Raw genomic sequence first — 15,394 nt, 5'->3', positions numbered from 1 at the left:
CGGTATTTTCTCCGCTTCGTGCCCCTGGACTGCCGGGGCGGACTATCCCGGGCTGCAGGAAGCTGCTGAAGTAGTAGCGCGTGGCGCAGCACCGGGACGGGCCGCGCGCCGCCGCTCGACGGCCATCGCCGGGCGATGCGAACCGTCAACCGAGCGCTGTCCCCGCCATCGGAGTCGAGACCGAGATGACCGATACCGAGATCCAGACCGAACAGATTGCGACTGCCGCGGCGACGTCTGCCGCTGGAAAATCTACGGCCTACCGGAACGACCGCGCCCATGTCGTGCATTCGTGGTCGGCGCAAGCCTCCCTGGACCCGGTGGTGGTCGCCGGAGGCAGCGGTTCCCGCTTCTGGGACGAGAGCGGCCGGACCTGGCTGGATTTCTCCAGCCAGTTGGTCAACGTCAATCTCGGCCACCAGCACCCCAAGCTGATCGCCGCGATCCAGGCTCAAGCCGAGCGTCTTTGCACGCTCGCGCCCTATCACGCGAACGAAGCCACGGGCGAAGCGGCGCGATTGATCGCGCAAGCGGCTCCCGGCGATCTCGACAAGGTGTTCTTCACCAGCGGCGGCGCCGAAGCGGTGGAGAACGCGGTGCGCATCGCCAGGCATCACACCACCCGCATCAAGGTCCTGTCGGCGTATCGCAGCTATCACGGCGCCACCGCCGGCGCGATATCGCTGACCGGCGATCCGCGCCGTTGGGGCGCCGAACCCGGCATGCCCGGGACAGTCAAGTTCTGGGGGCCGTACGCGTATCGCTCGGCCTTCCATTCCGACTCCGAGGCGCAGGAGTGCGAGCGCGCGCTGGCGCACCTGGCCGATGTGCTCATGGTCGAGGGCCCGCATACCGTGGCGGCCGTCGTACTGGAGTCCGTCGTCGGCGGCAACGGCGTCCTGGTTCCGCCGGACGGCTACCTGCGCGGCGTACGCGAGCTGTGCGACCGGCACGGCATCGTCATGGTGGCCGACGAAGTCATGGCGGGGTTCGGGCGCTGCGGCGAGTGGTTCGCTATCGATCGCTGGGGCGTGGTCCCGGACCTGATCACCTTCGCCAAGGGCGTCAACTGCGGCTATGTCCCTTTGGGCGGCGTGATCATCAGCGAGCGTATCGCCCAGACCTTCGCTCAACGTGTATTCCCGGGAGGCCTGACCTATTCGGGCCATCCCCTGGCTTGTGCGGCCGCCGTCGCCTGTCTGAACGTGTATCGCGAAGAAGGCATCATCGAGCGCGTTCGCCGCCTCGGCGAGGAGCTGGTGCGGCCCGCGCTGGAAGCACTCAAGAGCCGGCATCCGTCGATCGGCGAGGTGCGAGGCCTCGGCATGTTCTGGGCCTTGGAGCTCGTGCGCGATCCCACCAGCCGCGAACCGCTGGTTCCGTACAACGCGGCCGGCGCCGACAACCGGCCCATGGCCGAGTTCGCGGCGGCGTGCAAGGACAAGGGGCTGTGGCCTTTCGTCCACTTCAACCGGGTGCACATCGCTCCGCCGCTCAACATCGGCGAAGCCGATCTACGGACGGGGTTGGCCATCATCGACGATGCATTGAACGTCGCCGACCGTTACCTGGCCCAATAACCGCGCCTTGGCCGAGCCGCTCCTCGCTTCGTGCAGCGCCTGAATCAGAGGCGTCCTGCCGCAGTGGAAGGAAGCCCGAAGATACCGGGCTTCCTTCCATGCCGCATCAGGCGGTGGCGGCTTTCTCCACCAGCGCATCCAGGCCGAAGATGTCGCGGGTGCTGTCGGAGAAGATCACCGAGAACACTTCATCATGGTTGCGGAAGGCCTTGAACTCGAGCGAGTTGCCGCTCGGGTCGCTCAGGAACATGGTCGCGTGTTCGCCGGGCAGGTCGCGCATGCGCACATGCGGCGGATCGATGAACGCATGCCCCCGCGACTTGATGCGGTCGGCCAACGAACTCCAATCCTTCCAGTCGAGGTTCACTCCGAAGTGCGGCACCCGTACGGTCTCGCCGTAGAACGCAGACCCGAACGAGGTCTCGGCGCCTTCGCTGCCGCCCGGCGTCTGGTGGATGACCAGGTGATGGCCGTAGAAGTCGAGGTCGATCAGATTCCTGGTCGACCGGCCCTGTTTCGCGCCGAGCACATCGCAATAGAACTGGCGGGCTTGTTCCAGGTCGTGCACGCCGATGGCCAGATGGAATTGACGGATGGTACCGCCGCCGCGGTCGCCGGCCGGTCCGAGAATGATCTCGCCGACCGCGGCGCGTTCGGCGGCGTCATGGCCGTCGGGCATCGTCGCTGCGTCCTGGATGTTCTGCCAGAACGAGGTCCAGGCCGTCATGCTGTCGCAGAAACCGTCCTGCAGCGCCTCGACGCTGCCGCTGTCCATGGACGCGATCTCGTCGCTGATGAGCTTGCGCAGGTTCTCGCGATGGGCGATGTCGTGCTCGCCGACATGCAGCTCCCAGAACTTCCAGGCGATCGTGTCCTTGTGTTGTTGGATGTACGGATTGAGCAGCAAATGCTGGTACAGGCGAGCGAGATAGATCTGGCATACGCACTCGCCGCCCATGCCGCGCAAGCCGATGCCGTAGGCCGTGCTGTAGGCGGGGTCGATCAGATTGGAACGGGTCTGGTCCAACAACGCGATGTTGCCGGCCAGCGCCATGCTGTCCAGCGGCGGATGAGCGATCCCGAGGCTGTCCAGGAACTCGTCGTACAACTCCGGATGCGCTTGGGTGTGGTCGCCTTCGCCCAACTCGTCGAGGAGAATGTCGGCGAGGAAACTGCGCATCCGTCCGGGCTGCAGCCTGGCGATCAACAGCGCGATATCGGTGATGTAATAAACGGTGAAGTAGCGGTATTGCGCCAGTAACGAGAACAGGCGATCCGGGCTGGCGGTTTCGACGAAGGAGAACATGTCCTTCGCCTGTTCGACGGTTGCATCCTGCAGAGCGTCGGCGAGTTTCCAGAACTGGTCGATGTCGACGACTTTGGTCGAACACGGCTGTGGTGGCGAAACAGTCTTCATCTTTTGGTCCGTCCTGTGATGACGAGAGTGGATGACTTGGATTGCCCGGGCCGCGCCGATCCCCGTGTTCGCCGTGGCCCGCTCGATCGAGTGCCTGCGGCGTGGGGCCGCCGTGCACGCGCTTTGCTTCGATAGCCTTCGCCTGTGCCAGAAGGCCGCTCGTGATCGCGATGCAAGTCACGCGATTGGCCGGAACTGATGCGAGGCAGGTCACGTTATCAAGCCGTCGCAGCACGTTCTGCGACGCCGGGAGCGTTCGACGAGGACGCAGCACGCCAGCCGAATGGCTGCGGCGCCGGGAGTCGTCGGCACCGGACTTGTCGTCTATCGAAGCGCCGGCCTGTCGCAGTAGCTGTGACCCGCGAGGCCGCCCGTTGTCGGGTGAGCTGAACAGGGACGATGCGTTTCGACCCGGCCGGAGCCGCGCCGGGCGCGGAGCAGGCGCGATCGCCGCGATACGCAGAGTCTTCGAAGGAGCGCACGCAGCGCTATGCGGGCCCAGCGCCTGCAGCGACTGCGGCGCAGCCGTCGTTTGCCGGGTTTGTGATGCGGTGGCTAACGCCGCTGTGACCTGCGCAACTGCATCGCTCGCGCGGATGGGGTTAGCTGAGCGTGTCCGTCGAATGTACTCATCCGACGACATTCGCGACGGACCGCGACCGCGCCTAAGCGCGCGGCTGGATGTTTCAAACCAAAGGAGATGGGTATGTCGATCGTTCGAGACTGGCTGGGCCGTACCGGTGCCGGCGTAGTGGTGTCGACCCTGCTTTGCTGCGTCGCGTTTACCGCCGGGGCATCGCAGATGAACGTCAATCCGGAGATGCTCGGCGCCGCCCAGCGCGATCTGGATTTATCCGCGACCCAAGCCGCCCGCTGGCTGCAACTGCAGAGCCAAGCGCCGGCGACGGCGGCGCTTGCGCAGCGGCGCCTCGGCGCGCATTACGGAGGGACTTGGATCGAGCGAGGGGAGAACGATGAAGTGCGATTGATCGTCGCTTCGTCCGATCCGCGCGCCCGGCTCACGCTCGAGGGCGTGCAACTGCGCAAGGTGCGTTACAGCCTGGCCGAGCTGGAAGCGGCGAAAGCGCGGCTGGATCGCAGCGCGCGGGCGCGGGTGCCGGGCATCAGCCGGCCGCTCGACGGCGTGCACGCCTGGCATGTCGACCCGGCCAGCAACTCGGTGCTGATCAGCGTGGCGCCGGAGCAGATGGAGCGTGCGATCGATTTCGTAGCCCTCAGCGGTGCAGGCAGCGGTTTGCTGCGTTTCACCGTCATGGAAGGCGTGCCGCAACCGACCGCGTCGGTCTACGCCGGCCGCGCTTACCAGAAGAGCGGCGGGTCTTCGTGCTCGGTCGGCTTCGCGGTGCGGCAAGGCGCGACCAAGGGCTTCGTCACCGCCGGCCATTGCGGCACGGTCGGCGAATCGATCTGGCTCGATGGCGCGCCTGCCGGTCACATCGCGGCGTCGGAGTTTCCCGGCGCCGACCGGGCCTGGGTGGCTCTCGGCGCTCAGCACGACGTGCTGCCGTGGGTGAGCAATTACGCCGGTGCGTATTTCTACGTGCGCGGCAGTAACGAGGCCCACTACAGCGCGGTGGTGTGCCGCTCGGGTGCGACGACCGGTTATCAATGCGGCTTCATCACCGCCAAGAACGTCACCGTGAACACGACCCGCGGTGTCGTTTATGGCCTGACCCAGACCAATGCCTGCGCCGGTTACGGCGACTCCGGTGGCGGTTGGATCGACGTGTACGAGCACGCGCAGGGGGTGACCTCCGCCGCCAACATCCTTCCCGGCGCGCAGCACAATTGCGGCCAGTTCACGGCGACGACCTGGTTCCAGCCGGTGAATCCGATTCTCGAGCTGTACGGGCTCAGCCTGGTCACGCTGTAAGCGGTACTCGCATCCCGCCGCCGCGTGTCGCGCGCGGCGGCACCATCGCAAGTCGTCGCAAGTCGTCGCAAGTCGCGACAGAAAACGGGAGCGCCTGGCGCTCCCGTTTTCTTTTGCGCCCACACCCGTATCGCTGCGCCGATCGGGCCATCGGTTTAGCCGTCGACAGGCGCGTCGCCGGTGCTGAATGCGCGATGCGCCGAATCCGTTTCATCCATGCAACGTCCTACGCCGCGCGGGCGTCGCGTTGTATTGCAGGTGATGGGCGCCATGGGCGCACTCAATCGATACCCAGGACCCGACGAGGCCGGACCGCCTCGCCGGACAGCGTTCCGACGCTGATTTCAAGGAGAACCGCATGCCCCCGGGCCGTCTGCTCAATCTCAACCAGATCGTCGCCGGCGTGCGCCCGGCCGTCGCCGTTGCCCCCGCCAAGTCCATCAAGATCGCCATGCCCGTTGCTGCGCCGGTGGCCGCGCCTGTCGCCGCACCTGCGGTGGTCGCGCCCGCAGCGGTTGCGGAGGTCGTCGCGCGTCCTGCGGTCATGCCGGTCATGCCGGCGATGCGGATCAACCCGGCGCTGCTGCGCGCGCAACCGGCGATCATCGCCCAGCTCGAAGGTCGGACGGTGCGGCCGCGCTTGAACGATCTGCGCCCGGGCTTGTTTCCGATCAAGGCCGATGCCGGCTTCGTGCGTTCGCAGTCGCCGCATCCGATCAGCCCGAGCGCTACGCCCGACGACCGCTGCCTATTCGAGGATCCGCATCATCCGCAGCAGCGCTATTGGCTGCCACGCTATCGCGTACGCAACGAAGGCGGCCGCTACGAGATCAAGGTCGCGCAGGCCCAGGACGGCCTGTGGGCGGTCAGCGTGGCGATGGAAACCTATCCTGCCGCCGAGATCGGCGACGCCGCGCGCAGCGCGCAGATGCTGCCGGTCGCGCGCAGTGCGGTGATTAGCTACCGCGCCGCCGGCACCGCGATCGAGCAACGCCTGCCGGTCGGCGAGTTGATCGACGACCCGCGCGGCGGCTGCGTGGCGATGCTGCGCCTGAGCCTGGCCGAACGCGATGCCTTGCTGCGAGCCTTCATGTCGAACGAGTCGCAGGCGCGCCTGCTCATCTCGCGTGGCTACACCGTGGCGGTGCCGTTGCCGGCCAGCCCGGCGCCGGATGCGCCCAAGCGCCAGTTGATGATGATCAAGGGCCAGATGCTGCTGTCGCGGGCGCCGCAGGCGAGTGTGTCGGCGGCCGCCTTGTCGCGCGCTTCGGCGGCGAGCCTGCGGGCGGCGCCGGCGGCGATGGTCAAGCCGGCCATGGGCAGGCCCGAGATGAGCAAGCCGGCGATGATGGCGCGCGGCGCCGCCATGCCGGGCATGCGCATGCACATCAAGCGCCGCGGTTTCGATGGCGAGCCGATCATCGTCCAGCCCGAGCCGGAGCCGCTACCGCAGCCCGAGCCGCAACCCGAGCCGGCGCCGGAGCCGCGCTACGACGTTTCCAACCAGTCGCAGGACTGGGCGATCCCGCTGTTCTTCGAGCCGGTGCTGCATCCCTATCTGTATCCGTCCGGCGCCCAGCCCGGCCCGGCGGCGCCGCGTTGGGTGGTGCATTCGCTGCGCTATCCGGCCAGCGGCGGCCGCAGCCATGCCTATTTCCAGGACATGAGCGACCCGGCGCGGATCTATTACCTGCCCGATGCCTTCAAACTTGCGCGCCGCAGCGAAGCGCCGCATGCGCCGTCGCTGGCGTTCCGCATCGACCAGGGCGCGGACGCCGACGACGCCAAGGTCGACCTGACCTGCGAAGTGCGCCCGGTCACCGACGGCGAGCGCCTGCTCGCCGCGCGCCGCGAACTGGCCAGCAAGGTGCCGGCCAGCGCCGACAACCCGCAGCGCGAGTTCGACCTGCGCCTGCTGCGCGCCAGCTCGACTTTGCAGTTGGCGCTGATGCGCGACGGCGCGATCCGCTTTGAGACGGTGCCGGCGGCGATCGACTGGGACAACGGTTTCACCGTCAACGAGCGTTTCGAGTTCGACGACTTCCAGGAAGTGTTCGCGGTGCTGATGTCGCTGTCGAACTCCAACCTGCTGCAAGGCAGCGTGGTGGTGTCGACCGGCATCAACGAGAACGTGATGGTGCCGGTCAAGCTCAACTTCGCCGACATGGAAGGCGAGCTGTTCCAGTCGATCGAAACCCCCGACCCACAGACCGGCGCGGTGGCGGTGCGCTTGCTCAACGCCACCGAGAGCAAGTTACGCATCGCCCGCCTGCCGACCTGGATCACGCGCGGCGAAGGCCTGGTCGAAGGCCGCATCGAAGGCCTGGACCTCAGCCAGCCGGTCGAGATCGCCCCGGAGCAGGGCGTCGATTTCGTGGTCCAGCCGACCGCCGCCCTGAGCGGCAGCGCGCCGGCCGATGCGATTTTCAACACCGCCTCGGTGCGCAGCATCCCCGACGGCGAGGCGATCATGAAATACACCCTGGACGAGACCATCGACCAGCAAACGGTGCGTCCGGTGCGGCTCATGACCACGCCCGAGGTCTTGCTCAACGCCGGCCACGCCGCGGGCGAGATCGCCAGCATCATCGTCGAGTTCCGCGGCAACAAACGCGCCGTGCTCGACGCCGCCAACCTCGCCGTCGACGTCGACGTGCCGGTGCCGTTGATGGACATCCTGTTGCGCCGCGACAGCGAAGGCTTCTACGAGTATCGGCAGACGGTGATGTACACGTCGGGCCAGAGCCTGCCGAGCACGCCCTGGTGCCGCACCGACGAACCCGCCGTATTGATCGCGGGGGCTTGAGCGATGTCGTTCTCGGGCCGCCCCGATTGGCGCATGCCGATGCAAGTCGGCGAACGTATCGCATTCGCCGCCTACGAGCGTCCCGGCGCGTTCCAGTTGCCGCCGGTGCTGCTCGCGGCGCACGGCGCCGGCAGCGAGCCACCGATGCGTCTCGACATCTTCCAGCAAGACCGCGGCAGTGCCGGGCTGGAGCGCTTCTCGATCCTGTCGATCGCCTTCGCCGCCGAGTTCGGCCTCGACGAGGCGCGCCGCGCCACCTTCGATGCCGGCCAGAACCTCGCCTTGTCGGCGTTGCCGAACGAAGGAGGCTGGTTACGCCTGAGCGCGGTGGAGGCCTTGGATCTGCCGCCGTCGCTCGGCGAGTTGTTGCCGCTCGACAGTGCCAGCTTGGGTTCGACGGGGTTGGCGGTGCGCCTGGACAGCGCCGCCACCGATCTGTTCGTCGCCGCCCTTCAGCGCGGTCTGCTCGCGGTCAACGGCCAGGCTTGGCTGCGCGTGCGCGGCGTCGCCGATCGCCTGCCGCTGACGGTGAACTTCGATCCGGCCGCGTTGTTGACGGCGGTCAGGACCCTGGGCGGCGGCACCACCACATTGGACCTGGCGCTGTTACGGCAGCGCTTGATCGACGCGCCGCAGAGCATGGGCCTCGGCCTCGCGGCGAGCTCCGGCGATCTGCTCAAGGAGCCGCTCGCCGATGCGCTGATCGATCGCCTCGTCGTGCGCTATGCCAACCTGCTGCCGTCGCCGGCCGATGCCGCCACCGGCGTGCGCGTCGCCTTCGATGCCGCGGCGATGGCGACCGGTTCGGTGCGCTGGAATCTGTCCGAGCCGGTGCTGGCGCCGCGCCTGTTCGCGGTCGAAGCCGACCCGCTCGGCCCGCTGCGCACTTTGCCGGCGGCAAGCCTGCACGACACGGTGGTGCGGCGTCACGACGTGCGCAGCCTGAGCAGCGGCTGGCGTGCGATCACGGTGCGGCCGAACCTGCCGGAGCGGCGTATCGGCATCGTCCAGGCGCAGGTCGACGTGCAAGTGCCGGCCAAGCCGCCGGCGCGCATGTTCACGATCAAGGCCTCGGCGCGACTCGCAGCGGCGGATCGTCCGACCACTCTGGACCTGCGCCTGTCGCCGAAGGAAGAGCTCAATTACGCGTGGCAGGCCACGGCCCTGCTGCTGTCGGACGGGCGCGCCGAAACCATCAAGGGCCCGCTGCGCAATTCGAGCCGCGAGCATCTGTTGGTCGCGCCGGACGACTTCGGCCTGCGCTTCGTGCCGGTCGAGGCCGAGCCGGTGTTCGTCGAGCAGGCCGACATCGAAGTCGAGTGCAAAGGCCTGCGCAAAGGCAAGCCGTGGTCGGCGCGCGCGAACCTGGACCGCAGCTCGGCCAGCTTCGCCTTCGCCATTCCGGCCGACGTCGAGCAGGCGACCATCCGCGCCAACGCGCGTGCGCGCAGCGACGGCACCCAGCGGGCGATGGCGCCGGTCGATGCCGAAGCTTTGCGCCTGGATGCCTTCAGCTTCGAAGGCAGCGGCTCGCGCGAGTTGGCCCTGCATTGCGAATTCGACGACGACGCGCCGCAGCGGGTGATCGAAATCGCGCCCGAAGACGCCGTCGACCAGCCTGCACGACGCAGGCAGGTGAGATTCACCCGCAGCACGCCGCAGGCGCAGTGGACCTGGCTGTCGCTGTCGCCGTTCCGTTCCGGCTATCGCTGGCGCTGGTCGGCGCAGTCGCCCTGGTCCGAGGTGTTGCAACCCGACACGCCGCTGCAGTTGCACAGCAGCGACGCCCCAAGGACGACGATCGGAGAACGCACATGAGTGCCGGCGACAGCAGCGACAATTACGAAGACATTCTCGGCGTGTGGGTGGCGCCGGCCGACGAAGCGGCGACCTGGCATTACCGCGCCCGTTCGCCGGGACTGGCCAGCGGCGCCGACGGCCGGCCGCAGTTCAACCTGATGAGCGTCGGCAGCGTGGTCATGCTGGCCCTGACCAGCGCCTGGGGCGTGTCGGCGGCGACCTTGGATGCGATCCGGGTCGAACTGGCGGGGCGCGCGCAACTGCCGCTGGAGCGGGTGACGCTGCGGCAGGCGCCGGTGACGGTCGACGGCGCAAGCCTGATGCTCGGCGACGGCCAAGGCGCTTATGTCGCGCTGGCCCACAGCAAATCGTCTGGCGTGCCGCCTTACCACGCCGCCTTCAACGTCATGCTCGACGGCGAGCAGGCGGCGAAGGTGCGCAAGGCACTGCAAGGCGAACACGGTTGGATGGCGGTGCGCTACGCCGTCACCGATGCCGCGCCGATGCGGCGCAGTGCGTCGGCCTATCAGAGCGAATCGGTCGAGGTCGATCTGTCGTTGCGCTCGCGCCAGGGCGATGAGGCGATGAGCGCCGGCTTATACCGGCAAAGCCAGGTCGACACCGACGACGGCGGCGATGCCGACGGAACACAGCAGTACACGGCCGATGCCGCCGATTGGGGTCTGCCGCGTAGCTAGAGTTGCGGGTCGGTGGCCGTCGTGCGCGGCGGCCGGCCCGGTTGGATCGTCTCGCGACCGCGAACGCGCTGGCATACGCCGTTCGCGGAGCGGTTCGGGTCCGTGGGTGACGCGCATTGCGTCGGCGGCGATGCCGCCAGGGAAAAACGACGAGAGCCGCGCGCGATGTCGAATCGCGTCGATGCCCTTCGCCTTCGATACACCGATTCGCGCCCGCAAGCGCGCATCGATGGGGGCATGTGCGCGCTCGAAACGTCGCTGAAAACAGCTGGAAAAAAAGTGTGATCGTTGTCCGGTGCGAAGCGTCGTCGGCGTTTGAATCATTCGTACCGAACTACGTTGCGTCGCGAAGCACGGTCGTGACATCGCACGGAAAGGGCACGCAGGACAGTCGCGGAACAGGCAGGCGCGCAACAGGAACGCGCGCATTTCAGACATCGGATAAGGAGCAGGTCCATGCTTAAGATCGACAACGTAGATACGCTTCACGACCATGTGGTCTATGGCGACGACGCCAACGACTTCACCTATTACATCATGCCGAACGCGCCGAACTTCGCGAAGATGGCCAGCGGCGGTCTGGCGCTGCGCTTCGTCGAGTACGGCCAGATCCGCGAGGACGGCGGCAAGAAGTTCGGCGGTTTCATCGCCTTCGACACCGAGCTGTCGGTTCCCGCCGACGTGCAGACCAAGATCGCCGCCGAGCTGCAGAAGAAGCTCGCCGAAAAATACAAGGGCAAGACGCCGCCGAAGGTGGCGATCGCGCCGGTGACCTGGACCGACGGCACCGTCGAGCTGCTGCTGACCGAGGGCGGCGCCCTGGTCGAGAAGATCCGCGGCGCCGGCAAGCCTTCGATCTACGGCAAGAACGTGGCCTCGTTCATGGTCGAGCTGTCCGAGCTGGGCACGGCGATCTTCAAGGAAACCCTGAGCACCGGTTCGGCTTCGGCGGTGCAGGTCGTCTACAAGATGAACCTGTACATGCGCCTGCCGGAAATGAAAGCCTGGGGTACCTGGAACGCCTCGGAGTTCTACAGTTTCGTACAGACCATCGACACCGAAGACAACTGGTACAGCGAGGACAGCTACACCGAGGCGGTCAGCTCCAGCCGCTGGAAGAACGACGTCACCAAGAGCCACTTCGAGTTCGTGCAGGCGCCGAACCTCAGTGCGGAGGACAACGCCAAGCTCGAGGCCGACATCCGCGCGATCATCAACAAGCAACTGGAAGCGGCGGTGCAGCGCAACCTGCTCAAGGAAATCGCCGAGGTCGACCCGAACACCAAGGAGCTGCAGGAAGGCCAGGACATCGAAGACATCCGTCGCAGCATCAACAAGACCCAGATGGCCAACGTGCGGGTGGAGTGGAGCGAGGCCAAGGCGGTCATCGTCAACCGCAATCCGCAGGGCATGCTGCCGACCATCACCTCGCTCAAGGACGACAAGAACAAGCCGCTGAAGTGGGAGGATTACTACTCCAAGATCAACCTGGACGAGTTCCTCAAGACCGTGCAGGTGGTGATGCGGGTCAACGCAGACTTCGCCAACCTGCCGATCCACAGCGTCGAGGTCAAGATCCGCTACCCTTACGGCCCGAACAAGAAGGTGCAGGAATTCGTCTTCACCAAGCCCGACGACGTGGCCAAGTTCGAAGCCTTCGTGCATGAGGGTAAGCGCGACTTCACCTATCAGGTAACAGTCAACTACAAGGGCGCGACGTTCAAGCAGGTGTCGGAGGAGATCAAGACCGACGACACCAACCTGACCATCAACGTCGACGACCTCGGCGTGCTCGCGCTCGACATCGGCCCCGGCGATATCGACTTCGCCCAGGTGCCGCGCACTCAGGTCACGGTGCGCTACAAGGGCGGCAAGCAGCCGGTCGAAGCCAAGTTCAACATGACCAAGGACACGCCGACCTTCCAGCTGCGCAAGATCATCGGTGCGCCGCGCACCAACGACATCGACCTGGAGTTCCTGTACACGCTCGCCGACGGCCGCCAGGTCAAGAAGACGGCGAAGCAGCAGGCCAAGGAGCTGTACGTCGACGACCCGTTCTCGGCATCGAAGACCATCAGCTTCCGCGCCGCCGGCGATCTGGCCGCGGAGATCGCTTCGATCACCGTCGATGCCAGCTATACCGACACCGCCAACAAGTACGCGCAGAAGAGCATCGTCACGTTGTCGAGCGAGATGACTTCGTTCGACTGGACCTTCCCGGTCGTCGACGAAGCCCTGGGCGAGGTCAAGTACTCGGTCACCACCTTGTTCGCCGACGGCACCAGCAAGGAAGAGGCCGAAAAGGTCGCGACGCGCTCGACCATCCTGGTCGGCAAGAAGCTCGAAGCGCTGGAAGTGGCGGTGGTGCCGGACTTGCTCAATTGGGATGAGCTGAAGATGGTCAGCGTGGCCTTGTCGCACGGGCCCAAGCGCATCGACCTGCGCTTCAAGCCCGGCGACGAGGAGAAGAGCTGGAAGTTGCCGCTCAACGACGGCGACGCGCCGGAGTACAAGGCCACGGTCACCTACTTCCTCAGCGACGGCAAACGCAAGGTGGTGGGCCCGGAGACCAAGACCGACCTGACGGTCTTCCTCGAGCTTCCGGCCGCCTGATCGCACGCAGCCCGGCCACCCGTTGGCCGGGCCCTGCGACGGCCGACGCGTCACCCGAACGTTCCATCATGCTTGACTCGGAAGGAGTCCGATCATGCTTCTCCTCGACAGCCGCACTCGCGAGATCAACGGCATCTCGGTCTTCCCCGACCATGCCGATCCCGAGCAGTGGTACTACATGCCGACCACGCCGCACCTGACCACGGTGCGCGACAACACCCTCGGCATGGACGTGCCGCAGTTCCTCCTGATCGGTTTCCGCGGCGACGCGGGCACCGGCGGGTTCCTCAATTTCGACTGCAACATCGGCGCCAGCCAGAAACAGCTCGACGATCTCGCCCGCGAGATCGCCAACAGCGAGAACCTGCGCAACAAACCGCGCATCGCGCCGGTGCCGCTGGAAGACGGCACGGTGAAGCTGCTGATGCTCGGCAAGGCCAGCGGCGACGTCGCGCCCACGCCCGGCGCCGGCCCGCAGTTCGTGCTCAAGATCGACCAGTCGGCGAAACCGGCCCTGTACGGCTCCAACCAGGCCGCGTTCTCGGTGCGCCTGGACCAGGACGGCTACACGGTCATGGAGCAGTGCCTGGAGGGCGAGATCCTGCCGGTGGCGGTGATCTACTCGCTGGATTTCCTCGGCCTGCGCCCGGCCTACAACATCAGCCTGAAGGTCGATTGGGAGCGGGTCCAGAAGCACATGGACGAAAGCTTCTCCGGCGGCAACATGTTCTTCTCCACCGAGATCGGCAAGGCGGTCGACGAATTGGTCGATAACCGCGCGATCGTGCTGGAGGCCGACACCTTCGTCGCCGAGGGCGACGACACCCGCGGCATCATCGACCGCCGCGACGCCGCCCTGGCGCAGGTGCGCAACATGATCACCGACGCCTTCTTCCAGGTCAGCCTGCCGCCGTGGACGCCGGAGAAGAAATCCGACTTCGAGCGCGGCCTGGATGCGATCGGCAAGTTCGCCGCGCAGTCTTCGGCCCAGGCAGCCGGTGGGCCGATCGGCGCGCTGATGCCGAGCTTCAGCTACAAGCGCATGGACTACAAGCGCGTCGACAAGAAGAAGCTCAACGTCAACTTCTCCGAACGCGTGGCGATCAAGCGTTCGATCTATCCGCAGGGCCATCTGGCGGCCTTGTTCAAGACCATCCGCGAGGGCAGCGTGCCGCGCGAGCGCCTGGTCAAGCAGATCAGTCTGGACAACGACTTCTTCAAGAAGCGCCGGGTCAAGGTGATTTCGCGCGCCGACCTGGCTGCCGACGACATCGGCAGCATCAACGTACGGGTGCGCTATGGCGACAAGCCGATGAACGCTTTGCTCGGCGCGAACGCCGGCGAGGCCAGCTTCGAGTGGCTGAGCCAGCTCGAACGCGGGGCGATGAAGCGCGACGTGCAAGTCGAATACGAAGTCAGCTTCAAGGGCGTGGACGCGGCCGAACGGCCGACCAAGCTCAAGTCCAAGCCGCAGATCTACGACGTCGAGAACATCGAGATCATCCCGCGCGACTTGTACACGATCAACACCGTGCCGGTGCTGGCCGAGAACTTCCCGTGGGAGCGCTACAGTTCGGTCGATGTGTTCCTGCGCTACCGCGACCCGGCCAACAAGATCAACCAGAGCGACCTGGTGCGGCTGACCAAGGATGCCCCGGGCGGCAACTGGAAGATGTTCATGCTCGACCCGGCCAAGGTCAACTACGAGGTGCGCACCGTGTTCCATGCGATCGCCGGCGGCGATGTGGTGCGCGATTGGACCACCCAGGACGAGCCGCAAGTGACGGTACGCAACCCGTTCCCGACCCGGCGCGTGGTGCAGGTGGTGCCGAACTTCAACTGGAGCGAGGTGCAGGAGGCCTTCGTCGACCTGCGTTACGTCGATCGCGCCAACGACCTGCTGGAGGAAAAGCAGATGTCGTTCCAGGAAGGCTCCGCCGCGCAGACCTTCGCCGTGGACCTGCGCAACCCCGAGGTCAAGGGCGTGTTCTACAGCGTCAGCATCCTCTACAAGGACGGCCGCGACATCGAGGAAATCCCCGAGTCGGTGACCAACGGCAACCGGGTGATGCTGAAGTCCGGCATGAAGGGCCGGCGCATCGTCACGGTCAAGCCGCCGGCCGATTTCGCCAAGCGCAAGATGCGCCGCACCAAGGTGTCGCTGCGTTTCGAGGACTTCGCCGGCGGCCTGTCGTTCGCCGAGGACTTCGAGTTCGACAGCGCCCAGGCCACCGGCGAGTTCGAGTACGACTACCTCGACCCGGCGCGCATGCGCTACGAGTACAAGGCCAGTTACCTGCTCGAGAACGGCACCAACAAGACCACCAACTGGGCCGCGACCGACGCGACCGATCTGGTGTTGAAGATGCCTTGAGGTTCGCCGTGGCTGTCCGTCCCCGCGGAGGCGGGGATCCGGTGGCGATGGAGTCGTTGGATTCGATCTCTATGCGTGTCCGCTGGTCGCGGCGCGCCTGAGGTCGGCGACGACTTCGCGGTCCCGGGCTGCGGCGCGCAGCGAACGCGCCAGGTCGCCGCACCGCCGCGGGTTACGCCCCGCGGCGGTGAGGTCCCCACGTACAAGGATCG

Annotated in this window: 9 protein-coding genes; 8 read left to right on the top strand and 1 reads right to left on the bottom strand. The window is 66.3% G+C overall.

Annotated elements, in window-relative coordinates:
- Window positions 1-185 precede the first annotated feature (185 nt).
- Window positions 186-1,580, top strand: a complete 1,395-nt coding sequence (locus ACKN61_RS20565) for an aspartate aminotransferase family protein (protein WP_408951011.1) — start codon at window positions 186-188, stop codon at window positions 1,578-1,580.
- A gap of 106 nt (window positions 1,581-1,686) precedes the next feature.
- Here ACKN61_RS20565 and ACKN61_RS20560 read toward each other — a convergent pair whose 3' ends face one another.
- Complete coding sequence (locus tag ACKN61_RS20560; RefSeq protein ID WP_408951010.1) at window positions 1,687-2,997, bottom strand: iron-containing redox enzyme family protein; 1,311 nt, start codon at window positions 2,995-2,997, stop codon at window positions 1,687-1,689.
- Window positions 2,998-3,703: 706 nt separating this feature from the next.
- Here ACKN61_RS20560 and ACKN61_RS20555 point away from each other — a divergent pair.
- The 7 genes from ACKN61_RS20555 to ACKN61_RS20525 all read left to right on the top strand — a co-directional run bounded on the left by ACKN61_RS20555 (window position 3,704) and on the right by ACKN61_RS20525 (window position 15,182).
- Window positions 3,704-4,891, top strand: a complete 1,188-nt coding sequence (locus ACKN61_RS20555; RefSeq protein ID WP_408951009.1) for a S1 family peptidase — start codon at window positions 3,704-3,706, stop codon at window positions 4,889-4,891.
- A gap of 358 nt (window positions 4,892-5,249) precedes the next feature.
- On the top strand, window positions 5,250-7,697 hold the full coding sequence (locus tag ACKN61_RS20550) for a hypothetical protein (protein ID WP_408951008.1): 2,448 nt from the start codon (window positions 5,250-5,252) through the stop codon (window positions 7,695-7,697).
- 33 nt (window positions 7,698-7,730) lie between these two features.
- Complete coding sequence (locus ACKN61_RS20545; RefSeq protein WP_408951007.1) at window positions 7,731-9,515, top strand: hypothetical protein; 1,785 nt, start codon at window positions 7,731-7,733, stop codon at window positions 9,513-9,515.
- Window positions 9,512-10,195, top strand: coding sequence for a hypothetical protein (locus ACKN61_RS20540; RefSeq protein WP_031371144.1), 684 nt, complete (start codon window positions 9,512-9,514; stop codon window positions 10,193-10,195). The genes ACKN61_RS20545 and ACKN61_RS20540 overlap by 4 nt, the downstream gene beginning before the upstream one ends.
- A 12-nt stretch (window positions 10,196-10,207) precedes the next feature.
- The gene (locus ACKN61_RS20535) at window positions 10,208-10,480 is read left to right on the top strand and encodes a hypothetical protein (protein ID WP_408951006.1); all 273 of its coding nucleotides are present in this window, start codon (window positions 10,208-10,210) and stop codon (window positions 10,478-10,480) included.
- 171 nt (window positions 10,481-10,651) lie between these two features.
- A complete protein-coding gene (locus ACKN61_RS20530; protein WP_408951005.1) occupies window positions 10,652-12,808 on the top strand; it encodes a hypothetical protein in 2,157 nt (718 codons plus the stop codon).
- 94 nt (window positions 12,809-12,902) lie between these two features.
- Window positions 12,903-15,182: a hypothetical protein gene (locus tag ACKN61_RS20525; RefSeq protein WP_408951004.1), complete on the top strand. Its 2,280-nt coding sequence runs from the start codon at window positions 12,903-12,905 to the stop codon at window positions 15,180-15,182.
- Window positions 15,183-15,394 lie beyond the last annotated feature (212 nt).

This window comes from Lysobacter sp. Hz25, assembly GCF_046097045.1.
Taxonomy (GTDB): Bacteria; Pseudomonadota; Gammaproteobacteria; order Xanthomonadales; family Xanthomonadaceae; genus Lysobacter; species Lysobacter antibioticus_B.
The sequence above is the reverse complement of the archived record's forward strand: the minus strand, read 5'-3'. Positions and strand labels throughout refer to the sequence as shown.